This is a genomic window from Ruegeria sp. AF8, assembly GCF_056541825.1.
This window is the reverse complement of sequence record NZ_JBQFYW010000013.1, coordinates 33,850-60,408: the sequence shown is the minus strand read 5'-3', so window position 1 is coordinate 60,408 and position 26,559 is coordinate 33,850. Positions and strand designations below refer to the sequence as shown.

Annotated in this window: 18 protein-coding genes and 1 pseudogene; 3 read left to right on the top strand and 16 right to left on the bottom strand. The window is 60.8% G+C overall.

The genetic code is table 11. The annotated features are described in order from the left end of the window. Window positions 1–237: 237 nt before the first annotated feature. From ACR0AO_RS18225 to ACR0AO_RS18210, 4 genes are all read right to left on the bottom strand, one after another. Window positions 238–2,037 carry a calcium-binding protein gene (locus ACR0AO_RS18225; RefSeq protein ID WP_480606585.1) on the bottom strand — a complete coding sequence of 600 codons (1,800 nt, stop codon included), beginning with the start codon at window positions 2,035–2,037 and terminating at the stop codon, window positions 238–240. Between the two features lie 171 nt (window positions 2,038–2,208). Next, window positions 2,209–3,444 carry a CAP domain-containing protein gene (locus ACR0AO_RS18220; protein ID WP_480606582.1) on the bottom strand — a complete coding sequence of 412 codons (1,236 nt, stop codon included), beginning with the start codon at window positions 3,442–3,444 and terminating at the stop codon, window positions 2,209–2,211. A gap of 199 nt (window positions 3,445–3,643) precedes the next feature. Then, a complete protein-coding gene (locus ACR0AO_RS18215) occupies window positions 3,644–4,810 on the bottom strand; it encodes a nucleotide sugar dehydrogenase (RefSeq protein WP_480606712.1) in 1,167 nt (388 codons plus the stop codon). Between the two features lie 144 nt (window positions 4,811–4,954). Continuing rightward, the gene (locus ACR0AO_RS18210; protein WP_480606577.1) at window positions 4,955–6,238 is read right to left on the bottom strand and encodes a capsule assembly Wzi family protein; all 1,284 of its coding nucleotides are present in this window, start codon (window positions 6,236–6,238) and stop codon (window positions 4,955–4,957) included. A gap of 407 nt (window positions 6,239–6,645) precedes the next feature. Here ACR0AO_RS18210 and ACR0AO_RS18205 point away from each other — a divergent pair, with 407 nt between their 5' ends. Continuing rightward, window positions 6,646–7,641, top strand: coding sequence for a helix-turn-helix transcriptional regulator (locus ACR0AO_RS18205; protein WP_480606575.1), 996 nt, complete (start codon window positions 6,646–6,648; stop codon window positions 7,639–7,641). Here ACR0AO_RS18205 and ACR0AO_RS18200 read toward each other — a convergent pair. Further along, window positions 7,630–10,299: a Mur ligase family protein gene (locus tag ACR0AO_RS18200; RefSeq protein ID WP_480606573.1), complete on the bottom strand. Its 2,670-nt coding sequence runs from the start codon at window positions 10,297–10,299 to the stop codon at window positions 7,630–7,632. The genes ACR0AO_RS18205 and ACR0AO_RS18200 overlap by 12 nt on opposite strands. Window positions 10,300–10,479: 180 nt before the next feature. Then, complete coding sequence (locus ACR0AO_RS18195; protein WP_480606571.1) at window positions 10,480–12,573, bottom strand: calcium-binding protein; 2,094 nt, start codon at window positions 12,571–12,573, stop codon at window positions 10,480–10,482. A 170-nt stretch (window positions 12,574–12,743) separates the two neighbouring features. On the opposite strand from ACR0AO_RS18195, the pseudogene ACR0AO_RS18190 reads away from it, so the two are divergent. Continuing rightward, a pseudogene (locus ACR0AO_RS18190) lies at window positions 12,744–12,923 on the top strand (transposase); the annotation flags it as partial. Between the two features lie 38 nt (window positions 12,924–12,961). Here the strand turns inward: ACR0AO_RS18190 and ACR0AO_RS18185 are convergent. The 7 genes from ACR0AO_RS18185 to ACR0AO_RS18155 form a co-directional block, all read right to left on the bottom strand. After that, window positions 12,962–13,528 carry a hypothetical protein gene (locus ACR0AO_RS18185; protein WP_480606715.1) on the bottom strand — a complete coding sequence of 189 codons (567 nt, stop codon included), beginning with the start codon at window positions 13,526–13,528 and terminating at the stop codon, window positions 12,962–12,964. Window positions 13,529–13,877: 349 nt separating this feature from the next. Next, the gene (locus tag ACR0AO_RS18180; RefSeq protein ID WP_480606568.1) at window positions 13,878–15,188 is read right to left on the bottom strand and encodes an HlyD family type I secretion periplasmic adaptor subunit; all 1,311 of its coding nucleotides are present in this window, start codon (window positions 15,186–15,188) and stop codon (window positions 13,878–13,880) included. Continuing rightward, entirely contained in the window at window positions 15,185–16,924 is a 1,740-nt protein-coding gene (locus ACR0AO_RS18175) for a type I secretion system permease/ATPase (protein ID WP_480606565.1), read from the bottom strand. Before ACR0AO_RS18175 ends, ACR0AO_RS18180 begins: the two co-directional genes overlap by 4 nt. A gap of 316 nt (window positions 16,925–17,240) precedes the next feature. Then, window positions 17,241–19,115: a polysaccharide biosynthesis protein gene (locus ACR0AO_RS18170; RefSeq protein WP_480606562.1), complete on the bottom strand. Its 1,875-nt coding sequence runs from the start codon at window positions 19,113–19,115 to the stop codon at window positions 17,241–17,243. Between the two features lie 224 nt (window positions 19,116–19,339). Then, the gene (gene galU, locus ACR0AO_RS18165) at window positions 19,340–20,233 is read right to left on the bottom strand and encodes a UTP--glucose-1-phosphate uridylyltransferase GalU (RefSeq protein ID WP_480606559.1); all 894 of its coding nucleotides are present in this window, start codon (window positions 20,231–20,233) and stop codon (window positions 19,340–19,342) included. A 140-nt stretch (window positions 20,234–20,373) separates the two neighbouring features. After that, window positions 20,374–20,982 (bottom strand): sugar transferase, encoded by a 609-nt coding sequence (locus ACR0AO_RS18160; RefSeq protein ID WP_480606556.1) that lies wholly within the window; start codon window positions 20,980–20,982, stop codon window positions 20,374–20,376. Further along, window positions 20,979–21,824, bottom strand: a complete 846-nt coding sequence (locus ACR0AO_RS18155) for an NAD-dependent epimerase/dehydratase family protein (protein ID WP_480606554.1) — start codon at window positions 21,822–21,824, stop codon at window positions 20,979–20,981. Before ACR0AO_RS18155 ends, ACR0AO_RS18160 begins: the two co-directional genes overlap by 4 nt. A gap of 86 nt (window positions 21,825–21,910) precedes the next feature. On the opposite strand from ACR0AO_RS18155, the gene ACR0AO_RS18150 reads away from it, so the two are divergent. Beyond that, complete coding sequence (locus tag ACR0AO_RS18150) at window positions 21,911–23,038, top strand: polysaccharide biosynthesis/export family protein (protein WP_480606551.1); 1,128 nt, start codon at window positions 21,911–21,913, stop codon at window positions 23,036–23,038. Between the two features lie 23 nt (window positions 23,039–23,061). On the opposite strand, the gene ACR0AO_RS18145 is transcribed toward ACR0AO_RS18150, so the two are convergent. From ACR0AO_RS18145 to ACR0AO_RS18135, 3 genes are all read right to left on the bottom strand, one after another. Beyond that, complete coding sequence (locus ACR0AO_RS18145) at window positions 23,062–24,315, bottom strand: glycosyltransferase family 4 protein (protein ID WP_480606549.1); 1,254 nt, start codon at window positions 24,313–24,315, stop codon at window positions 23,062–23,064. Then, on the bottom strand, window positions 24,312–25,184 hold the full coding sequence (rfbA, locus tag ACR0AO_RS18140) for a glucose-1-phosphate thymidylyltransferase RfbA (protein WP_480606547.1): 873 nt from the start codon (window positions 25,182–25,184) through the stop codon (window positions 24,312–24,314). Before rfbA ends, ACR0AO_RS18145 begins: the two co-directional genes overlap by 4 nt. Window positions 25,185–25,529: 345 nt before the next feature. Then, window positions 25,530–26,543, bottom strand: coding sequence for a ParB/RepB/Spo0J family partition protein (locus ACR0AO_RS18135; protein WP_480606544.1), 1,014 nt, complete (start codon window positions 26,541–26,543; stop codon window positions 25,530–25,532). Between the last annotated feature and the right edge of the window lie 16 nt (window positions 26,544–26,559).

Sequence of the window (26,559 nt, the reverse complement as noted above, 5' to 3'; positions counted from 1 at the left end):
TTTCGACCTGGCCTGAAGAGGCGTGCCGACTAAAACCATTTGGGCTTGAAAAATAACGCGCACGAAAATATTTGCGCCGTAGCCCCCCGTAGAAATTAGACCATCCATCCTTCGGTGAGGCAACAAAAAGGCTCAATTGGCTACCCCACCGCAAGATACGGCAGGGCCTATTCTGTTTGGAAGGAGCACCCCGACACACACACGTCCCGGGGTTTTTAGTTGCTTACCTGTTTTACTTTAGAACAGGAAATCGCCGGCATCCAAAGTGGCGGCATCCACCCCGATCAGCGTCAGCGTGTTGCCGGCACCGTCATCGATCACGGCATTCACACTGCCGGACAGATGGCTGACCTGCAGGTCGGCGAAATCGGTGATCCCGGCCACGCCCCTCAGATCGACCACATCACCGGCGCCGAAATCGATCACCTCGTCGGTGCCGGACGAGAATACGAAGACATCCGCATCCGTGCCGCCACGCAGGGTATCGTTGCCTGCACCACCATCCAGCGTATCGGCTCCGGCACCACCCCACAGGTCGTCCTGGCCATCCAGCCCCAGCACGATATCATTGCCGGTGCCGCCATAGGCGGTATCGTTGCCGCCGCCGCCCCACAGTTCGTCCTGACCGTCGAGCCCGATCAGCACGTCGTTGTCGTCACCGGCATAAACCGTATCGTCGCCGATCCCGGCATTGATCAGATCCATGCCGCTCCCGCCGACCAGTTCGTCATTGCCGGCATTACCATAGATCGTGTCGTCGCCCGCATCAGCTGAAACGGTATCGTTGCCGGTGCCGGCACCGATCACATCATTGCCGGCACCCCCCGAAACGGTGTCGTTGCCGATGTCGCTCCACAACGCGTCATTGCCACTGCCGCCACCGATCTGATCATCACCCGCAGCCCCCCAGATCGTGTCGGCTCCATCTCCGCCCCAAAGCGCGTCATTGTCAGCGCCGCCTCCGATTATGTCGATGTCAGCGCCACCCCAGATGGTATCGTTGCCCGCACCTCCCCAAAGCGTGTCATCACCAGCACCACCGCCCATCTCGTCCGCTCCCGCAGCACCGCTCAACAGGTCGTCGCCAGCACCGGTGTAGAGCGAGTCGTTCCCTGTGCCGCCATAGGCCATGTCGCGCCCCTCGTAGGCCACAAGATAGTCACTGCCATCACCGCCGAATATCAGGTTGTCTCCACCACCGGCATAGATGCTGTCATTGCCGCCCCGGCCAGCCAGCGTGTCGTTGCCGGCATACCCGTCAAAGAGGTCGTCGTAATCGGTACCTGCAAGATTGTCTGCCTGAGCGGTCCCCTCAAACCACCGCTCGGATATCAGGCCAACGGAGTCAAAGGTTCCATTGGCAAACTGGATGTTCTCGATCTCCATCAGGGTATCTGTACCCTGAGACGACCGGACCATCATCATGCCATTATACAGCGAAACCACCGCATCGGTGCTGAAAAGCGTCCCATAGTAGGCGACATCCAAGCCTGCCCCGCCCCGGAGGTCGTCATTGCCAGCCCCCCCGGCCAGCGTATCGTTGCCGTCGCCGCCCAAAAGGGTGTCGTCACCCCAATTCCCGATAATGTTATCGTTGCCGCCAAAACCGCTGACGAAATCATCCCCGGAGGACATATCCAGGATGTCATCTCCGGACAATGCGTCGATCAGAACTGCCGTGTCATCCGTGAGCGAACTGGTCAGGGCGGCATTATACAGCGCCCTGGCATCAATACTGATCCCTTCAAGCACCCAATCGTCATAGCCGTTGCCACCGCTCAGATACCCGTCGGCAATCAAGTTCACCTCGCCGCCGGTGACTGCGTTGGTGAATGAGTTGACCGAAATATTCGATCCGGCCACCACGGTGACCCTGGTATCGTTGAAATACAGATAGGCCAGCACATCCTCGTAGACGGTATTGCCCAAAAGCAAAAAGACATTATCCCCGAATCTAACGTCGGACTGATTCTGGATCACGGTGTTGAAATTGACATTGCCAAGGTCGAATGTCGTATAGGCTGTCAACTGAGCCATATGGATAATCTCCTGCCCCATATAGATTTTTAGTCAAAACAACGCTCGGCGGAATTCCCGCCGAGCGTTGGTCTAAACTAGGACAGAATGTGTGGCGCCAACATGCGACAGACAGCCCGGGCTGCACAATCCTGGCGAGTTGTGTCCAGAACAACTCGCTTTTTGCTTGCTTCAGAACAGGAAGTCGCCGGCATCCAAAGTGGCGGCATCCACCCCGATCAGCGTCAGCGTGTTGCCCACGCCATCGTTGATCACGGCGTTCACACTGCCGGACAGATGGCTGGCCTGCAGGTCGACGAAATCGGTGATCCCGGCCGCCCCCCTCAGGTCGATCACGTCACCGATACCGAAATCGATCACCCGGTCGGACCCGGACGAGAACACAAAAACATCGGAATCCGCGCCGCCCTGCATCGTATCGTTGCCGGCCCCACCGTTCAGCAGATCCTGGCCACTTCCCCCAATCAGCCGGTCATTCCCTTCATTGCCAAAGAGGGTATCGTTGTCAGCGCCGCCATTGAGCGTATCACTACCATTGTTGCCGTGGAGCATATCGCGCCCCTTGTGACCCCGGATCAGATCCCTGTCGTCGCCGCCCCAGATGGTATCGTCGCCGCCTCCACCCAGAAGCGTGTCGTTGCCAAAGCTGCCGCCGATCTGATCCGCGCCGCCACCGCCGGCGACATTGTCATCGCCACCCTGACCCCAGAGCTTGTCATTGCCACCCTTGCCGGTGATCGCATCGGCTTCGGTTCCACCCTGGATCAGATCCAGGCCGCTGCCGCCATCCAGCGTGTCGCGACCGCTGCCACCGGTCAGCGTGTCGTTGCCCGCATATCCGGCCAGAAAATCATCGCCGGCCTCCCCGGCCAGAGCGTCGTGGCCTGCAGTACCGTATAGCTGCAGATCCTGCGGGGGTGGAGGCGTACCGCCGCTGTCCAATTGCAGCGGCGCACTGGTGCGGGCGAAGTTCTGAGTGACGATCACCGCGTCAAAAACATTACCCTTACTGGTGGTGAAATCACCGGTCTCGATGCCGATACCCATAACTTCGAAATTCGGGTTGAGGATGTTGGCGCGGTGGCCGGAACTGTTCATCAACTGCTGATGCAGGGCCGCCACGTCATCCTCCAGCCCGGGCGCGCCCCCCACGCCCCGCAAGGCGAGGTTCTCGCCCCAGGTCCAGTTGCCAGAAAAAACGAAACCCGCATCCTCCATCCGGTCGTCCGGCTGCGAACCGTCCAGCCCGGTATGGGAAAAGAAATCCTGCTCCAGCATGTCCTGGCTGTAATCTTCCGTCGCATCGTTGAGACGCAGTTCCAGTTGAAGGGGTTGCAGACCGCGCGAGGTGCGTTCCTGATTGATGAGGTCCAGCATCAACCATTCAAGAGAGTTTGCCTGTGACATTCCAATGCTCCTGTGCCTACCGAGGGGATGGCATGGGCCGCCCGGTCGATGCAATCGGACAGGCATTGGCGGGAAGTATCCCGCTCATACTCGGCGTAAGCTTGGCGAAAATTTGCCGCAAATGCGGCCGGTCTTCGCTTCCCAAAGGCCCCATGATCAGCGAAATATCAAAGCAATATAAAGAGTTGTCGGTTCCCTGTCAGTTGTCGCCAAACAGATCGCGGGTAAAGACCTTGTGCACGACATTGGCTAGTTCCGGCGCGTGGCGGTTTGCGACAATCACGTCCGCTTCGGCCTTGAAGTGATTCAGGTCCCGGATCACTGTCGAGCCAAAGAAATCTCGCTCCTTGAGAGCCGGCTCATAGACGATCACCTCGATCCCCTTGGCCTTGATCCGTTTCATGATCCCCTGCACCGAACTTTGCCGGAAATTGTCGGAGCCCGACTTCATCACCAGGCGATAGATTCCCACCTTGCGCGGCGCGCGGGCGATGATCCGGTCGGCGATGAAATCCTTGCGAGTGCGGTTGGCCGCGACGATGGCCTGCATCAGGTTCTGCGGCACATTGGCGTAATTGGCCAGCAACTGCTTGCTGTCCTTGGGCAGGCAATACCCACCATAGCCGAAGGAGGGGTTGTTGTAATGAGCGCCGATGCGCGGATCGAGCCCGACCCCCTCGATGATCTGGCGGGAATCTAGATCATGGGCCAGCGCATAGCTGTCAAGCTCGTTGAAATAGGCGACCCGCATGGCGAGATAGGTATTGGCGAAAAGTTTGACTGCCTCGGCCTCGGAGGGTCCGGTCAGCAGGATGGGCACGTCCGCATCCAGGGCGCAATCCTGCAGCAGGTCGGCAAAGCGCTGACCGCGCTCCGAAGGTTCGCCAACCACGATACGCGAGGGGTGCAGGTTGTCGTAAAGCGCGCGGCCTTCACGCAGGAACTCGGGGCTGAACAGGATCCGGTCCGTACCCAGGCGCTCGGACAACGCGCGGGTGAAGCCCACCGGAATTGTGGACTTGATCACGATCGCCGCGTCCGAATTCAGCGCAAGCGCCTGTTCGATCACCGTCTCGACCGTTGATGTATCGAAGAAATTGGTTTGCGGGTCATAGTTGGTGGGCGTTGCGACAATGATGTAGTCGGCGCCATCGAAGGCTTCGCCCGGATCGGTGGTCGCCACCAGATCAAGGGCTTCCTCCGACAGGTAATGCTCCAGCTCAGGGTCGATGATCGGATTCTGGCGCGCATTAACCAGCGCCACCCGACCGGCGTCCACATCCAACGCGACCACCGTGTGTTTTCGCGCCAGCAGCACAGCGTTCGACAGGCCGACATACCCGATTCCGGCCACCGCGATTTTCAGCTTACCCATACCTATCTTTCACCATTTATGACCGTCCGGCCCCGGCAGTCAAAGCACAGAGAACGCCAGTGAACAAGAACTCTGCGCCGTTTCGGTTCGCCTGGGCGGATATTTCTGGCCGGCTGCCACGCGGTGGCCCATTCCTCAGAACACCACGCTAAGCCCGACGCCCGCGCGCAGGCCCTCTTTCATGTCGGCCGTGTTCAGATCGAACCCCTGATAGGCGATGATGCCGTCCACACGCACCCGGTCGAACTGTTTGCCGATCCCGATCGCCGCCAGCGGGCCGCTGACCCGGGTCGAACTGAGCCGGTGGTTCGGATCCGAGGTGTCGTTGACCAGATAGTGCCCCACGCTCCAGTCCAGCGTGAACTCGGCGAATTCGTGGCTGACATAGAGGTTCGTGGACTGCCCCTGCGTATCGACGGCAGCGCCCAGCACCACCCCTTTGTTGGCATAGGAATAGATGGGGTTGTTGTAGGCCTGGTTCGGACCGCAAAACCCGTTTTCCGAAGTATTCGTCCGGGTGTCCACGGTTTCCAGCGCCATATTGGTGGGGGTGCCGAACAGGCGGGTCTCAAATTCGACGCCGGCCATGTAGAACCGGCAGGATGGCCGCCCGCCCGCCTCGTCCTCGCCCGCGATCTGGCCATAGACGCGCAGCATGTTGTCGCCGATTGGCAAACCATAGGACAGGCTCATCCCCGCCAGCTGGTTGGCGTTGCTTGCCGATCCCTCGTTGGTGTTGCCGATCAGCACGTCCCAGAAAGTGCCAAGACTGTTCGAAAACCCCTGCCCGCCCCATTGCGCGGTGCGCAGAAACTCGATCTCAAGGCCCCGGACCGGCTCAAAGGCAAAGCGCATGCCCATGAACAGCGCATCCTCGGGCTGGCCCGCATCATCGGTGGTGCCGACGAAGAACTCGCCGTCCCAGGGGCCCAGCCATTCCAGCACCGGCACGTCAAAGGCCGTGGCCTCGGTCTTGGCGATATAGGCCGAATGCATGGCGGGCGCGTTGCGCGACAAGAACAGCGAGGTGTGGCGCGATGGCCCCCAGTTGCGCAACTTTTTGGCCACCCCAAGCTGCCAGGTGTCCTCGGCAAAGCTGTAGGACAGCTCATAGCGCGGGATGGTGCTGTCGCGTCCGTGCTGCAGCTCGGCAGCGGTGACATCAAAGGTGAACCGGCCAAAGTCCTGATGATAACGGGCCGCCACCGAATTGAACGCGAGATTGCCGTAACGCTCACTCAGCCCCAGGAACGGATCGCTGATCGCCCCGAGATAGAGTTCCACGTCCCCATCCTCGGCCTGTGCAGAGCCAGCCGGAGCCAGCGCCACCACCAGCGCCGCAAGGGATGGCCCCAACCAAAGGCGCGGGTTCCGGACAAGGGCAAGCGGGCCATTCCGGCGCAAAGGTCGGGTCAGCATGAAGAAACGGTTGGCATGGAAAGGGAACTGCCTTCTGTTCGTTGGCACAAAATCCGGGACATTAGATCACAGGCGCAAACAGGGAATCAATAGCGCCCCTGTTCCGGTGGGCATAATCAATTCCTGCAGGAAAATCCCCCCTTGGTTGCGGTTGCACGAAGAACAATCAACTTGCAAGGGTGCCCGGCAAGATAAACCGCACCGCAGCCCGCTGATAGCGGCCTTAACGGGTGTCCTCTGCCCTGCTTTCCTTGTCCGCGTTTCAGCATTTTGGTAACCTGACTCCCAGAATTTTAAGCGATTTTTCGCGACCACAAGACTTTTGTACGTAGTAATTGGTTTGAGAGGGCACGGGGGCAATGTGTGCGCTTCAAGTGGATTCCGGCGGGTGCGACAGCCGCCAGAAAATGGCTGAACAACTGGCTTTGGCCGCCGGATTTGGCGCAGCCTGTATCGGGATACTGAGCTGCTCCAAGCGGGACTTGGTGGATATCTGGGTCGGGCATGACAAAATCGACACCGACCTGACCCGGGCCAGGGTGATCGACATCGTCTCGCGCGCACTGGCGACATCGCTGGCGCTTGCTCAGCCCGATCCCGCAGTGAAACCCAAGCCGGAGGCGGACGATGCCGAAACCTGGCTTTGGTCCAGCAGCTATCTGATCGGCATCGGCGAGCGGATCGGCGATCTCGCGCCTGTCACCGCGCTGGTGAGCGACAAGCCCCGGCAGAGGATTTCAGTCGAACAGCAGAGCCTTGCGAATATCGGGCTGACCTATGCCGAACAACTGCTGCAGGAACGCCTCGGGATCACCGGCCGGGATGGAGGGAACCGAATACCGGAGATCATCCTGCGCAATCTTTCTTTCGGTTTTGCGGTAACCGATGCGGATGGAACCCTGAACTATATGACCAGCCTGGCAGAGGACTGGCTGGAGAACAGCAAAGAGCTGAATATCATCAACGGCCGGCTGACAGCGGTGACGCCGCAAAATAAACAGTTGCTGCTGGATGCGCTGGCCTCTGCCACGGGGAGGCGTGAAAGGGCCTCGGTTGTGCATCTCGGCGGACCCGAAGACCAGCCCCGAACCATCGTGGTTCTGCCGATCAGCCGCTCGCCCACCCTGGCGCTGGTGATCTTCGGTCAGGCGCAGGGCAACGCGGTTTTGTGCGAACGCCTCCTCAAGGCGTTGGGTCTGACCGTAGCCGAGCGGCGGCTGGCCCAGCAACTGCTCGACGGAAAATCCCTGGCGGATGCCGCCGCAGAGAACAATCTGACCATCGCCACCGCGCGCAGCTATCTCAAGCGGGTCTTCGCCAAAACCGGCGTTCACCGGCAAAGCCAGCTGATCTCGCTCTACCATACGCTGATCCCCCCGCTACTGACTGATTCAGAGCGGTGAGGGCGATCCTGCCCGGTCGGGATCCGGGGCGCGGCGGGCGGCACGGAACCTGTCGAGATGGGCGAAGGCGACAGTCGGCGTGGCCAGCAAGACCACTACATCGCGGGCTGTGGCGGAATTCAGCAACTCGTCGACCAGTGCGTCCCTATCAGGGCCGGTCAGAATCTGACCGTCTGCGGCCCCTTGTTCTGCCATAACGGTCCGGGCCAATTGGCGCATCTCCTCTTCCGGGTCGGCGCCGGTGAAATAGCGGTATTTCCGGATCGCTGCCGGGTTGTGCAGCACCGCGATCCGGTCAAAGGTCGACAGCATATGCGGTGCGGAGGCGATCAGTTTCTCCGGGCCGCTATTGCCCAGAACCTGCAGGGCCAGATACCGCCGCCCGGTCTCCGGCAGCGCCCGGACCACCCGGCACAATTCGGCGACGGCCTCGGGGGAATGAGCGTAGTCGACAATGGCCCGAAACGGGAACCCTTCGACCATGTTGTAGCGGCCGGGATTCATCTCGCGGCTGTTCTCGAACCCGGCCAGTGCCCGGCGAATAACATCGCCGGGCAGGTTCTGTGCATCCGCCAGCGCAATGGCGAACATGGCGTTCATGATATTGAACCGCAGCAACCCCTCCAGAGTGGCCGGAATCCGAGCCACGGCCATAACGGGAACGCGCCGTGCGCCGCGCGCCATCACGATCCAGTCCTCTCCCTCCTGCCGGGTGGTGAAGATCCCATCGCCCCCGGCCTCAAGATGCGCCATCAGAGCGGGATTGTCCGCCGACATTGCCACCAGGATGCGGCGCGGCGTTTCGATCCCGGCGGCCGCCTGCATGCACAAGGCATCGTCGGCATTGACCACGATCGCATTGCGGGCATGATGCAAAACCCCGACCTTGAGTTGCGCCATATCCTCAAGCGTTTTGATACCGTTCTGCCCCAGATGATCCTTCTGGACATTCAGAAACGCCGCCACGTCATAGCGGTCGCAGGCCTGGCCAAAACGGATCAGTCCCAGGCGCGGCATTTCCAGCACCGCCGCCTCGACCGCCGGATCGGCCAGCAGCAGTTCCGCCCCGGGGCGGCCGCTGAGGTTCTTCGGATCGACCCTGTCCGGGCCGATCCATGTCCCGGCCGTGGTGCAGACCCCGGCGGTTTTCCCGGCGGTCTGCCAGATGTGGTGCAGCATCATCGCGGTGGTGCTCTTGCCGTTGGTTCCGGTGATCGCGGCGGTCGGGATGCGGGCAGGACGGCCCGCGAACAGAACATCCAGAACCTCGCCATTGATGTCGCGGCCGGGATCGCTCAACCAATGCGGACGGAAACCCGGCTGGGCATTCACCTCGCAGATCGCGCCGCCGACATCGCGATAGGAAACCGAGATATCGGGACAGATGAAATCCACCCCGGCAATATCCAGACCGACGATCCGTGCGGCGCGGATCGCAGCCACGCGATTGTCAGGATGCACCCGGTCGGTGACATCGACCGCGGTGCCGCCGGTGCTGATATTGGCGGTCCGGCGCAGCGGCACGAAACGGCCTGCCTCAGGGATGCTATCCAGGGTCAGGCCGGCCTCCTCAAGGCAGGACTGCGCCTCGTCGTCACGCGGTATCCGGATCAGCAGGCTGCGGGGATCGTCACCGCGCCTGGGATCGGCATTGAGCCGGTCCAGCAACGCGCTCACCGTCCGCTGCCCGTCTCCGGTCACGCCACCCTGCACGCGCCACGCCGCCATCATCAACCGGCCGTTCACCACCAACAGCCGATGATCGTGCCCGGGCACAAACCGTTCGATCACGATCCCCTGGTCCTGCAGGCCAGAGGCCGCCTCATAGGCCCGGTCAAGCGCATCCTGAGAGGCAATCCCAACATGCACGCCGCGCCCCTGGTCCAGCCCGACCGGCTTCAGCACCACCGGCCAGCCAAAGGCCTCGGCCGCAAGGCGCGCCTGTTCCAGCGTGCGGACATACCGCTGCTCGGGCACCGGCAGGCGCGCGACTTTCAGTCTCTGGATACAGTAGACCTTGTCGCGGGCCAGCTTTTCCGCCAGCGAGCCGGTTCGGTCGGTGAAACTGCTGCGGAACAGGCGGGCATGTGCGCCCCAGCCGATCTGCAAGACCTGCTGGTTCAGCAGCGCTACCGGCATGTCCCGTGTACGGGCAGCCCGAGCGAACCGCATCGAATTGGGGGCCAGCCCGCCGTGCCGTTCACGGTCGAGAAAGGCGGCGATACGTGTGGTGATCTCATCGGACCCGGCGCCAGCCGCCGACACATAGGCAACCGCCAGATCGGTCGCCGCCCGGAACAGGCTCTGGCGGAACCAGGGCAGCGCAAGATCGATCCGGTGCGCATCTGCCGCGACCACTTGCGCCTGAAAGGCCGGCACCCGTGCTCCGATCTGCAGCACCGCAATCAGCGCCGCCAGCAGATCGGCCAGCCGGGACGCGCTGCGCCCGCCGATCAGAAGCGGCGCCACCCAATCGCCGCCGACAAGATCCGGCAAGGCCTCGGCGATGGGCAAACCGTCCCCCCTCTCCAATCGGTTCAGAACCGTATCCGGAACGGGTCCGGTCACCTCCAGGCGCAACAGGGCCGTGCGGTCCGCGATACCTTCCCGGCAGCCCTGTGAAAACCGCAGCGCCCGGACGTGCAGGAGCTCAATCATGGAAGGCCTCATCGATGGCTGCGTTTCGTTCAGAATAATGCAGAATACCGGCGGCAGAAGAGAGAAAAAGCACCGCCGGACACATGAACACCGCCCCTGAAACTCAGGGGCGGTGCCGGGGTACGAGTACCAAATCTGTCTAGAATGGACCGGGCACTCGGTCCCTTCTCCCGGTCCGAATTATTCGGCCAGAAGATCCCAGTACAGAGTATCGCCGGAGTTCCAGACGTTCTGGTCGTCGTCGAGATAGTTTTCGACGAATTCCGGAACAGTGGTGTTCGGCAGAGTGTCACCGGCAAAGCCATCCAGAGGCTTGGTGCCCGCCGGATATTTCGGCCGGGTGACATCCCAATCGATGACCGGTTCCATCGGATCGCATTCCACCACGTCGACGCATTTGTCCTCGAAGTAGATGACGCCCTTGCCCTCGCCGAAATCGGTCTTTTCGAGATAGGCCAGCAGGTCGGCGTTGAACTGGTTGATATCGTCAGGCAGATCCTCGGACGGGATCAGATCCAGACCCAGTTCCGAGAACAGATCCTCGACCAGAACCGTATCGCCGGTCAGGTTCGACATGATCTCGATATCATCGCCATTGACCACGCGGGCTTCCAGTTGGCCCTCATGTTCGGTGTTGAATACCAGCCGGTCGTTGTTGATGTAGCTGAAATCCGTCACCACGTTGCCGACGCCGAAGCTGGCATAGGTCACGATCGTTTCACCGCGTTCGCAGACCTCATAGCCGAAGACGAAATCGTCACCGTCATCGCCACCGGTCAGGGTGTCTGCGCCCTGGTCGGCGATCAGGCAGTCTTCACCCTTGTTGCCATAAAGCGAGTCGTCGCCGTCGCCGCCCAGCAGGACGTCGTCGTGCAAACCGCCATCAAGCGTGTCGTTGCCGCCACCGCCAAACAGCGTGTCCTCGCCGCTGCCGCCATACAGCCTGTCGTCGTATCCGACCTGCTGGCCAACGTTGAAGAACACGTTGTCATCATCGCCGAACAGCACATCGTGACCGGACTGACCTTCAAGCAGGTCTTCGTCCTCGCCACCGCATAGCGTGTCGTTACCGGTGCCGCCACGCATGTGATCCTGGCCGGAGCCGCCATCGGCCACGTCATGACCGGAGCCGCCGTGGATGTAGTCATTCCCGCCATCGCCGTGGATATGGTCGTTATCCTCGCCGCCATAGATCGAGTCGTTGCCCTCGCCACCGCGCAGCTTGTCATCGCCGCTCTGGCCAAAGATGACGTCATCGTCATAGCCGCCATCGACATGGTCGCCGTCATTGCCGGCCCAGATCGTGTCGTTGCCGAAGCCACCAAGAATCTGATCCGAAGCCAGGCTTACAGCGCCTTTTCCGCTGGCATTGTCACCCCAGATCTTGTCATCGCCGCTGCCGCCGTCGATGCAATCCTGGTTGTCGTTACCCTGGATATTGTCGTCGCCGGCTCCGCCGGTCAGGGTGTCGTCGCCGCTGTTGCCGCGGATGGCATCATTGCCGCTGCGCCCATGAATCTCGTCATGACCACGCTGACCAGCCAGGAAGTCGTCATCTTCGCCGCCATCCATCCAGTCGGCGCCGTCACCACCGCGGAGCGCATCCTTGCCGGAACCGCCCCACATGACGTCTGCGCCGCCGCCGCCGTTCATGGCGTCCATGCCCGCGTTACCGGCCATCACGTCTCCACCGGCCTCGCCATACATTTCGTCGTCGCCGGAGCCGCCCGACATATAATCTCTGTCGTTTCCGCCGAGCATGCGGTCATCACCGCTCTGGCCCAACATCAGGTCCGCGCCGTCACCACCAAGCATCCGGTCATCGTCAGCGCCACCAATCAGGCAATCGTTACCGGTACCGCCCTTGATGGTGTCGTTACCCGCGTTGCCCATCAGCAGATCGTTGCCTTCACCACCTTCAAGCGTATCGTTGCCGCCGTTGCCGGCGCCCACGTCATTGCCAGAACCACCAACGAGGCAGTCGTCACCGGCAATGGCGTCCGGAACATTGCCGTCGCCCAGCATCACGTCATCGCCCGAGCCGCCACCTATGGTGTCGTCACCGAGTTCACCGCGCAGATAATCGTTGCCGCCATTGCCCAGCAGCACGTTATCGTTGTGGTTGCCCAGGATGTAATCGTCGTCACCCAGGCCCTTGGCCTTGTTCAGGCCCGCATTGTCAGGGTGCTTTAGGTTGATGTTGTCCGATTGCGGCGTCCCGATGTAGGCCGCTCCGGGAATTGAATTCCACGCTTCTATTAGCTTGTTAGCCATATCATTTGCCCCCGTATAAAAAAGCACATATTACAAATGCACGCAGACCGGGCTAAATCGGCCCGAATGCAAATAGAGATCACGGCAGGTCGCTGCCGGACACCTTTCCACTGAGCCATTGAAGCGGGAATCTGCGCTACCCCCATATGGGGGTAATCCGTGTGTAAAATATGGAAACAGTTGCGGTTTATTGTTTCCGCGCAACTACCGATGATCCGGCGCGCTTCCGGTCTTCAAGGAGGATCCGCCTCTGGATCGGCCTGACGCTTTCTCGCAATCAGTCGGGTGAGCGCGACGTGTCTAGCGGTATCACCAAGGCCGACAACGTCAACCTACGGCGGGCGTTCGCCAAAATCGAAACTGCGACCGAGTTGCGGAAAACGGTCGTTTACCAAGGCCCTGTAGGATGCTGTTCCTTGGGAATCCAAGGCTCTCCCCAACGTGAAAGGTGTGGATGCTCGACGGATTTTTCGGGGCAATGTTCGGTGGATATTGCAGCTTTCGTATTTGTTAGGCAGTTACATATCACACAAATCTTTGCATTTTCTCCAACGACAATCTTTGCCCCGCGATAGATTAGAGAATTCGGCGCCGCAGCTTGATATTCACAAGAATTACAGGCCTCTAATCGACGTGCAATCACCCAAGGTTTCGCTGGTTTGAGACCTTCCATTCCCCATTTCAACAGACTGCCAACAGCATCTTTCATCATATGTGTTGTTGAGTTTTTAGGAGCAGACATCTTCACCGATGAAGGTTGGGCCAAGAGACGGTCACGCAGCCCAGGAACATTTCGGGAAAGCACCAGAGCACGGGCGTACAATGGGTCGCTTAGTGCACGTTCTGCGACCTCTTTGGGTGCGGGATTTTCTAGTCCAATTTCCTTTCCTAGTAGTTCTGCAACCTCTTCCAGCGTGTTCGCATTCTGTATCTCATCCAACACCTTTAAGTCCATTTCGAGTATAGGTCTCCGTGCGATCAAACTCACGCATGAATCATGATAGTGCGACACGAGACCTATTTTGTACGCGATTAGTAGCGAACCTATTTGAGGATACCAGCATTACAGGTTGCAAGTGTCGAGTATTATTATTGAATACCAACTATCCTGAAAATGCCACAACTAGTAAACGCACAATATGCCTTGAAGATGTGACTTGAAAGACCACTTTGATCTCCCTCTATCGCCATTTGACGGCTTTTATCTGATGACGGTTTCGTCCCAAACTTCGCACATCACCATCAAACCTTATGTGTCTCAGTCTTGCTATAGATGCCCCGTCACCGATCCCAGTCAGGCAAAATCACCCGTCCCGGAACGCCTTGCTGAAATAGCTGGAGAGCGGGGCCATGAGATAGGCCAGAGGGGTCTGATCCTCGGTGCGGATAAAGGCATCGACGGGCATACCTGGGATCAGGGTCTGATTTTCGCCCAGTTTGATCACTTCTTCCTCCGGCAACTGGATTTCGACCCGATACCAGGTTGCGCCCGTCTCGGGATCTGAAAATGCGTCAGGGGATACCTGGGTGACCGAACCGAACAGGTCGGGGGTGCTGCGCATGTCGAAGGCCGAGACCCGCACCACCACGCTCTGGCCGCGATAGACCTGATCCACATGGATCGGATCAAGCCGTGCCTCGATGATCAGTGGCCGGTCCTGCGGCACCAGGAACAGAACCGGATCCGCGGGCCGGACCACCGATTTGCGGCCAAAGACACGCAGATCATAGACCACGCCGGCGACCGGAGCACGGATATCCAGGCGTTCGAGCCGCCTCAAAAGCGACCGTCGCTGCTCGGCCAGTTCCATTTCGTTGAACTGCAGATCGCGCAGGCGCGAGATGGCGCCCTCGCGACGGGCAGTGTGAATCTGGAGCTCTTCGATTTCCAGTTCGGCGATGCGCTCCATGGTCTGGGCGCGCTGCGCCACGAGATTGCCCAGCGTTCCGGCCAGCCGCGCCTCTTCGCGCTGCAGGCCGAGAACCCGTGAGGCCTGGGCCAGCCCCTTTTCCAGCAGTGCCGACTGCCCTTCCAGCTCGCTTGCGATCAATGCCTGCTGCCGGGTGAGCGCGTCCATCTGCGCGTCGATACCCTCGACCTGGTTGTTCATCTGAACCCTTTGGGCGCGCAGCTGTTCGATTTCCTTGGCCTCGGCCTCGTTGCGCGCCTCGAACAGGCGCACCTGCCCAGCCGCGACGACGGCAATCTCGGGGTGTTGCTTGACATGATCCATCAGCATCGCGTCGAACCGGATCTCTTTCAGCCCGTCACTTTCGGCCTCAAGCCGCCCGCGGCGGGCGATGAGTTCGAAAAGCTGCCCCTCAATGATCGTCAGTTCCGATTGCAGCAGCGTCGGATCCAGCCGGATCAGCACGTCATCCTCGGCAATCACGTCGCCCTCCTGGACAAGCACCTGCTCGACCACGCCCCCGTCCGGGTGCTGAACGACCTGGCGGTTCTTGTCGACGACGACCCGGCCCGAGGCCACGACCGCCCCGGCGATCTCGGCCATCACGCCCCAGACGGCAAAGCCACCGATCAATATCACCATCATCACCCCACCCACAATCAGCGGGAAGGTCGGTGAAAAAGAGGGTTTCCGTCCGTTGCTCATGTCACACCAACCGGCTTGTTGGCCGCCTTTCGAAGTTCGGCATGGTTCTTGACCACCTCGGCCAGAACGCTGTCGCGCGGACCCCAGGCCTTGCGCATGCCGTCCTCAAGCATCAGCAGCATGTCGCATTCCTTGATGGCCGCCGGGCGGTGGGCCATGATCAACACTGCATTGCCGGCTTTTTTCATCTCCCGGATCGCCTCGTTGAGGGCATTCGAGCCTTCGTTGTCGAGATTGGAGTTGGGCTCGTCCAGCACCAGCAGTACCGGCTCGCCATAGATTGCCCGGGCCAGGCCGATGCGCTGGATCTGGCCGCCGCTGAGCTGGCTGCCCATCATGCTGACCTGGGTGTCATACCCTTCGGGAAGCCGCAGGATCATCTCGTGCGCCGCCGCCTTTCTGGCTGCCTCGACCACCCGGGCGTGATCCGGCGCGGTACTGAGCCGGGCGATGTTTTCGGCGATGGTGCCCTCAAAAAGCTGCACCCGTTGCGGCAGGTAACCGATATATTGCGCCAGTTTTTCCCGGTCGTAATGGTCGAGCGGGGCGCTATCCAGGCGGATCTTGCCACCGGCCGGACTCCAAGTCCCGGTCAGGGCCCGCGCCAGGGTCGACTTGCCCGAGCCGCTGGGTCCAATCACGCCAACCGCCTGTCCGGGCTGCACATCGAAATTGATCAGCCGCAGCGCCGCCTGCCGCGCATTGGGCGGCACCACGGTCAGCTGCTCCACCGACAGGCGTGCCCTGGGCTTGGGCAATTCGACGCGCAGCACATCGGGCTGCACTTCCGAAAGCAGTTCGACCAGATTGTCCCAACCGCGCCGCGCCCGCTGCACGATGGTCCACTGGCCAACCACCAGATCTATCGGAGCCAGCGCCCGGCCAAGCAGGATCGAACTGGCGATCATCGCCCCAGGCGTCATCTGCCCCTGCAGCACCAGGTAGGCGCCAAGCCCGAGCATCGCCGATTGCAGGAACAACCGGAACGTCTTGGTCGTCACCGAGAAGGTGCCGCCGACATCGCTGACATGCACACCCTGTTCCAGCGCTTTTCCCCGCGCCTTGTGCCAGCGCTCGAACGAGTTGCGCTGCATGCCGAGGCTGCGGATATGTTCGGCCTCGCTGTACAGGTGCTCGGCCATCCGGTCCGAACGATAGGTCGCCATGGTGGATTGCACCACCGCTCCCCTGGTGGCGAACTGGTTCAGGACGGTGGTCAGGATGATCAGGGTACCGCCGGTCACCGCCAATGCGCCGAGCCAGGGATGGAAGATGGTGATCCCCAGCAGAAAGACCGGCGTCCAGGGAATGTCGAACAGAGCGGCAAAGACCGGCGAGGCGTAGAATTTTTGCACCGCCTCAAGATCCTTGAGCTGGTTGTCGGACGGCTGCGCGTCCTGTTCCAGCGCTGCTTTCTGCAGCATCGCATCGAACACACGCCGGTCGAGCCCGGCCTGGAACCGCGCGCCCATCCGGGCCAGAACCCGCCCCCGGGCCCAGTCCAGAACCCCCATGGCGAGAAACAGGAACGCCATCAGTACGAACAACGCCACCAGTGTTTCCTCGGACCGGCTGCCCAGAACCCGGTCATAGATCTGCAACATGAACAGCGGGCCGGTCAGCATCAGCAGGTTCACGAATATGCTGAATATTCCCGCCGCCCAGAGCAGGCTGCGATTTTCGCGGCGCATATCGCGCAATTCCGTTTGCCCGGCTACAAGATCGGATTTCCGCATTTGCCCCCCATTTAACTATCCCGATGGAGCACGGCCCGCAGGCCCAGAAAAATCATGCTTCACGATGGGTCAATCAATAAACTTTCCCCGAAGATTAGCCGGAGACGGGCTGCACGTCACGCCCGGAGTGCCAAGAGCGTGCGGCTTTGGCGACCGGCGTCAACATGGAGTATGATCGCAATCGCCCCCCCCCGCATTTAGATCAACCCATGGCCATTCGGGCAAAAGATGCTGCAGCAATATTCGACCTATTGTTCCCCATGCCGAAACAAAGGAATGAATTCACAGACATTGCGGCATGATCAGTCGGCGCTGTTCAGGAAGTTTTCAACCCTGCCACATCTGCTGTCCCGCCTTCGACCCAACGCTGAATCAGAGCCCGGGCGCCGGTCGTGTCTCCGGCGGAGAGCACCTCGTGCAAGTTGCGGAGCATGCTGGCGACTTCGATTTCGGACAGGCTGTCCTCGCGGGCGCAAAAGATCTTTCGGTGGCGGGTACCGGTCAATTCTCCCGACAGGGTCAGCTCTTCCTCGATCTTTTCGCCGGGGCGCAGGCCGATCATCTTAATCTCGATATCGCCATCGGGCGTGTCGGCGTCGCGAACGCTGTAGCCCGCGCTTTCGATCACCTGGCGCGCCAGTTGCAGGATCGGAACCGGTGTGCCCATGTCGAGCACGAAGACCTCGCCACCCTGCGCGGTGCTGCCGGCCTCAAGCACCAATTGCACCGCCTCGTGGATGGTCATGAAATACCGCTTCACGTTCGGATCGGTCACCGTCACCGGTCCGCCCCGGCTGATCTGATCCTGAAACAGCGGAATGACGGAACCGCTCGATCCCAGCACATTGCCGAAACGCACCATGGCAAAGACCGTGCCATGAGAACGCGAGGCGAGATCCTGCACCACCAGCTCGGCCAGACGTTTCGAGGCGCCCATCACATTGGTCGGGCGCACCGCCTTGTCCGAAGAGATCAGGATGAACCGCTCCACCCCGGTATCGGCGGCTTCGCGCGCCAGCACCTGGGTGCCGAAGACGTTGTTGGCCAGCCCCGCCAGCGGATTGGCCTCGACCAGCGGTACATGTTTGTAGGCTGCGGCATGCAGCACCACCTGAACGCCGTGATCGGTCAGGACCTTTCGCACCTGGCGTGGATCGGTGACCGAGCCCAGAACGGGCACCACTTCGACACCGGTGCCTTCGACGCGCTGCTGGATTTCCTGATGCACGGTGTAAAGCGCCAGTTCGCTCAGTTCATAAAGCACCAGCCTGGCCGGACGGCAGGCCAGAACCTGGCGGCACAGTTCAGACCCGATCGATCCTCCCGCGCCCGAAACCAGCACAACCCGGCCGGCATAGCTGCCATGACTGCCGTCCAGCCTGACATCGCGGGCCTCGCGCCCCAGAAAGCTCTGCGGCGCGACCGGGGTCAGCTTGTCGACCAGCGCTTCTTCGCCGATGAGCTGCGCGAACGAGGGCAGCGCCTGAACCTCCAGCCCCATCTTCTGCAGCCGGGCGGTGATCTGCGCCTGCCTCGGCTGGCTTTGCGATGGCATCGCCAGCAGGACCCGGCTGATATCGTGTTCCCTGGCAATCTCGGCGATGCGGGCCGGCGGATAGACCGGCAGCCCCATCAGCTTGATCTTCTGCAACGAAGTGTTGTCGTCGACAAAAGCCACCGGGTCGATGGTTTCATGCGCCTTGAGCGCCTGGGCCAGCTGGGTGCCGGTGGTGCCGGCGCCATATATAAGCACCCGGCGGTTCGGCTGGGCCCGGCGATAGATCTCTACCACGATCTGATAAAGTGTGACCCGGGCCGCCACCATGAAGAGGAAATAGGTGATGCCGAACACCACATGGGTGCCCAGCGGCAAATCCACACCTCCAATCATGGCCGCAGCCGCAGAGGTTGCGGCCACTACAAACGCCAGCGCCGCGGTCAGCCCCACCGCATGGCGTTCATAGGCCTTGAGCTGGACCTGCGGCAGGCCCAGACGCAGCGATGTGCCCGCCGCGACCGCCAGCAGATAAGGCAAGACCGGAAGCACCAGCGCCAGCGTTTCCAACGGCGTGGTCGGCAGCGACTGAACGGTAAAGGTGAACAGCAGGGCAACAGGGAGCAGGAACAAATCCGCGGCCAGGAAGATGCACGCTTTCTGCTTGCGGCTCAAAGCCCGGATGAACTTGAACATCCCGTTTCTGTCCCGTTTTGGATGCCTGTCGTCCGGCAGATGAAACATCTTGGAACTTATTGACGAATAACCGAATCTGTCCGCCGACCCCGAAAGGCATCGCTGTATTGTTTCTCTACCTCTACCGCATATTTCAGCCGCGTCAAAACTCCGGTGGCAATATGCCGCCGCCGGTCAGGGCTGACGCATTACCGACCGGGGTTCGGCCCGACCGGGCGAAAGGGTCATTCCGCCGCCTTGGTCACCTGGGAGATGCCGTCGAGATAACGGGTCAGATCATCACGCAGGTCGTCGCGGGCCAGGGCAAAGGCCACGGTGGCCTGCAGGAAGCCCGCCTTGGAGCCGCAATCGAACCGCTGGCCGCGGAAGCGATAACCATAGACGGAACCGCCGCTGTCGATGTCCTCGGCAATGGCATCGGTCAGCTGGATCTCGCCGCCCGCGCCCTGTTTCATCTTGTTGAGATTCCTCAGCACTGATGGCGACAGGATATAACGCCCGATCACCGCAAGATTCGACGGGGCTTCGCTGGCCTCGGGCTTTTCCACCATGCCCTTGACCGAAACGACCGACCCCATGTCCTCGGCCACGTCCAGCACACCGTACGAGCTGGTTTTCTCGGGGGGCACTTCCATCGCGGCAACCATGTTGCCGCCGGTTTCGGCATAGGCCTCGACCATCTGCTGCAGGCAGGGTTTTTCGGCGGCGATCACGTCATCGGGCAGCATCACCGCGAAAGGCTCGTCCCCGATCAGCCGCCGTGCACACCAGACCGCATGCCCCAGGCCAAGCGCCCGGTGCTGGCGGATATAGGCGATGGCACCGCTTTCCATATTGGTGGCCTTGAGCGTTTCCAGCAGGTCCTTCTTGCCTTTCTTGCGCAATTCCTGCTCAAGCGTCGGGTTGTGATCAAAATAATCCTCAAGCGCGGATTTACCGCGCGAAGTGACAAAGATGAATTCCTTGATGCCGGCGGCGCGCGCCTCGTCGATGGCGTATTGCACCAGCGGGCGGTCTACCAGGGTCATGATCTCCTTGGGTACCGATTTCGTGGCAGGCAAAAAACGCGTCCCCAGACCCGCGACGGGAAAAATGGCTTTTGTCACCTTACGTGTCATGATCAATCCTCAAACAATCGAAAAACAGGACCGGAACCTGGTCATACACTACAAGGCCCTTTTAAATCCCGAAACATCGCCGGGTTCAATATCGCTCCGGGAAGGGACGGTAAAATCAGCAATATTGCGCATTATTGATGCTATTTGCGAAACAAATTGCCGATGGTCTGGAACACCAGATCAAAATCATAACACATGTTCTGGTTCCGCTGATAGATCAGGTCCAGCCGCGCCTTGGCCGGAACGCAGACCCGGGCATAGACCGCATCGGTTTCCTCCGGCGTATGGCAGCGCGACAAAAGGCCCGCCTCATGGCGGTGATAGACGATCGAGGCCAATCCGGTAACACCGGGGCGCGATTTCAGCACCTCTTTGTAGATGTCGGGATAACGTTCCACATATTCCCTGAGCGGCGGGCGCGGGCCAACGAAACTCAGATCCCCCTTCAGGATGTTCCACAGCTGCGGAAACTCGTCGAGCCGCTTCGAACGCAGCCAGGCGCCGGTGGGGGTAATGCGCGCCTGCTTGTCACCGCCCGACACGCCGGCATCGGCCTCGACCACGGTCATGGTGCGCAGCTTCCAGAGATTGAAGGGCTGATCCACCCCTTTCATCCGCTCGGCCACATAAAAGACAGGGCGCCCCTCGCGGATCAGCAGCCAGAGCAGTAGACCCAGCAGGATGGGGCCCAATACCACCACCAGCAGCAGGGCAAAGAACAGATCAAACAGACGCTTGTGCCAAGTCACACGAAAACCTCCCGCCATTGCCGTACCAGGGTTTGCGGCAAACTATCCGCCGCGCTGAACGAGGTGAAGGCCGCAAGCCGGGCCGTCGACAGATGCACCTCGGGAATGGCGCCTTCCTGCGCCGAGCGCGGGGTCCAGGCAAGGCCCGCAGCATCCAGCAGCGTGCCCATTTCGACCACACCCGGCGCGGCCACGTTCAGCACCGGCGGCAGGCTGGGTGCCTGCACCAGGTCCAGCAGCACCCGGGCCAATGTGGCCGGGCCGATATAGCTGCGCCGGGGTGTGGTTCCGTCCGCGAACCGGTCCAGTTCGAACCCCGGATGCCAGCCGCCGAGAACGGCATCGAGTCCGGAAATATTGCCGATTCTCAGCGATGTAACCGCTACATCCAGTTCGGCGGCCAGCTCGGCCCCGCGCGTCTCCATCGCCACCTTGGCCGCCCCATAGGGCGATTGCGGAGCAGGCCACGTGACTTCATCCAAACAACCGGGCTGATTGCCATAAACCGCTGCCGAGGATGTCAGCAATACCCGCGCGCCCACAGTCGCGCCGGCGCGAATCGCCGCTTCGGCCAGCCGGGCATTGTCATCCATATCCGCTCCGCGCCCTGCCCGCGCATTGGTGACCCCTGCCAGACACAGGATCACTGCACACCCCCGCGCGGCCCTGGCCCCCGCGGTCATATCGCACAGCGGGTCGAAGACCGCCCAGTCACCTGCGGCCCCGGCCGGGCGGTTGCGGCCCTGCCACAGGATTTCCCCTCCCTGCCCGGCCCAGCAACGCCGCAACATCTGGCCGATCCGGCCTGTCGCTCCGGTTACAAGTATTTTCGGAAATTGCATGAGACCGTTGCTTCAGGTTGACGCTTGATATGATACCGGTATCTTTCGGGCAGAAAAAAACAATACCCTTTCACCGGGCAGTTCAAATGCGGTTCCTGTTGCATATTCTCGTCTTGGCCGGCCTGGCCTTGTTGCCGGCGTCCTGCAGCCGCGGCCGCTTGCCCGGCGGCGCCCCCGCCAGCGAGGAAATCCTGAACCAGGCCAGCGAGGAGGCTCCGGGGTTCGCGCTGTATCCGATCAACCGCAGCTTTTTGCCGACAGTGGCAAACTGGCCGCCCACCGGAAAACAGGAAAATTTGAGATGGCTTGGCAAAAATGCCGGCGCCAAGACCCAAATCATCCAGCCCGGGGACAGGCTGACGCTGCAGATCTGGGATAGCGGCGAGAATTCGCTGCTGACTTCGATCGAGCAGAAAGCCGTGCAACTGCAGGATGTCACCGTCGCCGCCAATGGCGCGGTTTTCATGCCCTATGTGGGCAATATCAGCGTGATCGGCCTGACCCCGGACCTGGCCCGGGAAAAGCTGCAATCGGAACTTGAGGCGATCGTGCCCTCGGCGCAGTTGCAGATGGAAATGACCGAAGGGCGCAACAATTCGGTCGATCTGGTCAGCGGCGTGGCCCAGCCGGGAATCTATCCGATGCCCGATCGCAACTTTACCATTCTGGGCCTGATCTCGGCTGGCGGCGGCATCAGCGCCACGCTCAACAATCCGCAGATCCGGCTGATCCGCGGCGACTCGATCTATGGCACATCGGTCGACCGGCTGCTCAACGAACCGCGCCTCGATACGCTGCTGCGCGGTGGCGACCGTGTGTTCGTCGAAGAGGACGAACGTTATTTCCTGTCCTTTGGCGCGACGGGCCAGGAGGCGTTGCACCTGTTCACCAAGGACAGGGTTTCGGCCATGGACGCGGTCGCGATCATGGGCGGGCTACAGGACAACAGGGCCGACCCCAAAGGGTTGCTGATCCTGCGTGAATATTCCGAAACCGCGATACGCAGCGATGCCGCCGGACCAGAACAGGCCCGGGTGGTGTTTTCGGTCGATCTGACCAGCGCCGATGGGCTCTTTTCCGCGCGCCGGTTCCAGATCAATCCTGACGACCTGCTGATTGCCACGGAATCGCCGATCAACGATGTACTGACCGTCTCGAACATCATCGGCAACTTCGTCGGCGTATTCAACGCAACTCAGAATTTGGCGAACTGACACCCGCCCCCGGCCGACCTCCCTTAGCCCGGCGGCACAATCCGCCGGGCTAAGGGCACCAGATTGTTCATCTGCCGGATATGCTCGGGCAGGCAACGGGTCATGAAATCGTACCGCTCGACCACCGATCGCCGCGCGGCGGGACCCAGATGGGCGTAGGCGCGCGGATTGGCCAGCACGTCGATCACCTGATCGGCCAGTTGACCCGCATCGAAGAAATCGACCAGCATCCCGGTTTCGCCATGGCTGACCGCCTCACGCACCGGTGCCACGTCCGAACTGACCACTGTGGCCTGCATTGCCATCGCCTCCAGCAACGACCAACTGAGCACGAAAGGCATGGTCAGGTAGATGTGACAGCGCGACAGCTGCATGATCTCGCAAAACCTGGAATAAGGCACACGGCCCAGGAAATGGGTGCGGCTCCAGTCGATCTGATCGCCAACCTCCGCTTCCATCTCGGCGCGCAGGCCGCCGGGATTGGTGCTCTTGCGCCCATAAGAGACTTCGTTGCCCCCCAGAATCAGCACCCGTGCCTTCGGGCGTTCGCTTAAAATCCTGGGCAGGGCGCGCATGAAGATGTGAAAACCGCGCGCATGTTCCAGATTGCGGGCCATATAGGTGAAAATCTCGTCGTCCCGCGTCAGCAGACGGTCGAGTCGGCCCAGACCGAGACTGACATCGGGGTCGGGCCGCAGCAGGTCGGTGCGGATGCCGTCATGGCAGGTATAGAACTTGTCGTGAAAACTTTCGGGAAAGCGGTTCTTCTGCCATTCGGTCGGCACATGGCCCAGATCCACCGCATCGATGCTGGCATAGGGCACCGCGTTGCGGGCTCGCTGCAGGAAGGGGCTGTGCTCTGAGGGCGGCTCGGCGGGATCGAACCCCACCAGCCCGCCCGTGTTACGATAGAAATATTCGAAGAAGCCGATGACGGGCACATCCGGCCAGAGATCCTTGATGAACAAAAGCTCACCCCAGCCGACATGACCCACCACGATATCCGGCCTGAACCCCTGTTCCCGTTCCAGCCGCTGCGCGGCCATGGCGGCGCCAAAGCCCATGCCCGCGGCCTCTTCCCAGACCTTGCTGAGGCCATAGGCATCCTGGGCAGGCGTGTGATGTGGCCGGTAGATCACCGATGCTACACCCGATATTCGCGGTGCCGGATTGCGCTGGGTTAGAAACACCATCTGATGCCCACCCCGGGTCGCCAGCCACTGAATCAATTCCCGGTACTGGCCTGGCATGTTCTGGTGCACGAACAGGATCTTCACGTCAGCAGCCGTTCCAAGTAGGCGCCGTAGTCATTCTTTGCAAACAGACGCGCCCGCTGCAGCAGTTGATCGGCGTCGATCCAGCTGGCCTCAAAGGCGATTTCTTCTGGACAACCGGCCTGCAACCCTTGCCGTTTTTCAAGCGTGCGCACGAAATTACCCGCATCCAGCAACGAGGCGTGGGTGCCGGTGTCAAGCCAGGCATAGCCCCGCCCCATGGTTTCGACCCGCAGAATGTCTTCGTCGAGATATGTCTGCAAAAGATCTGTGATTTCCAGTTCTCCCCGCGCCGATGGTCTGATCCTGCGCGCGCGTTCGGGTGCGCTACCGTCGAGAAAATAGAGACCGGTGACGGCATAACTGGAGGGTGGTTCGTCGGGTTTCTCGATAATCGCGCGAGCCTTGCCCTGACCGTCGAAATCCACCACCCCATAGCGTCCGGGATCGGCCACGTGATAGCCAAAGACGGTGCCGCCCTTAACCCGCTCATCCGCCCCAGCCATCAGTTTCGGAAGCCCGTGGCCAAAGAAGATGTTATCACCAAGCACCAGCGCGCTGGCACCACCGTCCAGGAAATCTTCTGCCAGAAGATAGGCCTGCGCCAGGCCATCGGGGCTGGGCTGCACCACATAGGTGAGGTGAATCCCCCATTGGGTGCCATCGCCCAGGGTGCGGATGAACTGATCCTGATCCTGTGGCGTGGTGATGATACAGATATCGCGAATGCCCGCCAACATCAGCACACTGAGCGGATAATAGATCATCGGCTTGTCATAAAGCGGGAGCAATTGTTTCGAGACGGCCATGGTAATCGGGTAAAGCCGTGTACCGCTGCCACCGGCCAAAATGATGCCCTTGCGCCCGCTCATGCGAAGACCCCCGGGTTAATCAGTGTTCCACGCAATTCCTGCCGCAAATCGATGCAGGTAATGTTTGAAAAGTTCCGTTGCAAAGTCCCAATCCAATCCCTTCGCCCAAGAGCGCCACTTCCGCCAACCAGCTTTCCCATGCTGCCAGTCGAACAGCTTTTCTGAAAGATAAGAGTAAGATAAGAGTTTCAAAATAAAAAGCACCTGTGGATTGCCTGTACCACCGTGCCCATTGGGCAGGCTACGCGATTTCGCCACTTGACGGCAACAGCAAGGCCTGACATCGGGCATCCATATCGAAACGAAATGGCAAATGTTTCGCGCGCGAAACATTCTGGCACCCGCTCAAAGCCCTCGCAACCAGTCTTGTAGCGCCTCGGCCAGATGATCGGAGACCGCGGCGCCAACCAGTTCTATACGGCCCTGATCCGGGGTGAACCGCATCTCGATGCCTGCTGCCACACGGGTGACGATCCTCTCGCCGGGCGCCGCGACCTGGTCGGGGGCAGGCTGAGCGGCTCGTTCATTCAGGGCTGATGACAGGATCTGCATCTCGGCTTCGGCATTGTCGCGGGGGCTGTTTTTCAGCTTTTCTTTCAGCGCGTCCGCAAAGCTCGGATCGCGACCCATCTCGCGGGCCAGCGCCAAACCCAGCTTTTCGCTGATGGCAGAAGGAAAGTAGAGCACCGCATCAAAGGCCTCAACCAGCAGGATGAAAGTGCCGATCTTGGACCGCTTCGACCGTGTGGCATTACTGAACAGTCCCTGCAGCGCCGCCTTTTGGGTGGGATAAACCCCTTCCTTCATCGCCCGCACCGCGATGCGTGCGCGTTCGTAGTGTGACAGATTCACCCGGATCTCGTTTTCCTCGACCATCGCCACATAGGCATCCTGCGCGGTGTCAGGGGTGATCACCATCGCCCGTACGCTGGCGAATTTCGGGTCCAAGGTTTCCTTGTAGAGACGCCGCAGCGCCGTCAACCGCCGCCAGCCCGAGATCAATCCATGGCTGCGGCCACCCGCGGGGGAGGGTAGGACGACCACCTCGATGGGCATCTGTTGACCACGGGCGCGCAGACTGTCGACCAGTGAGGCCATCTCTTCTTCGTTTTGTTCCAGACGGTCGCGGACCAGGTGACGTTCGTCGATCGCCTCCAGCGGCAACAATTCGATCATCCGGCCCTCGGCGCGGGCGCTTTGCAGGGCCTGGGTGACCTCCTGCAGGGCTGCCGTAGCCGAGGCTTCGCCCGCCACCTGTGCGATCGGAGCCGCGTTCAGCCCCATCGGCATCGATTTGGTCTCGGGCGCAGCTCCCAGATAGGCCGGCTGCGCCGGGGTCAATCGCTTGCGTTTCGCCATCTCTGCTCTCCTCGTT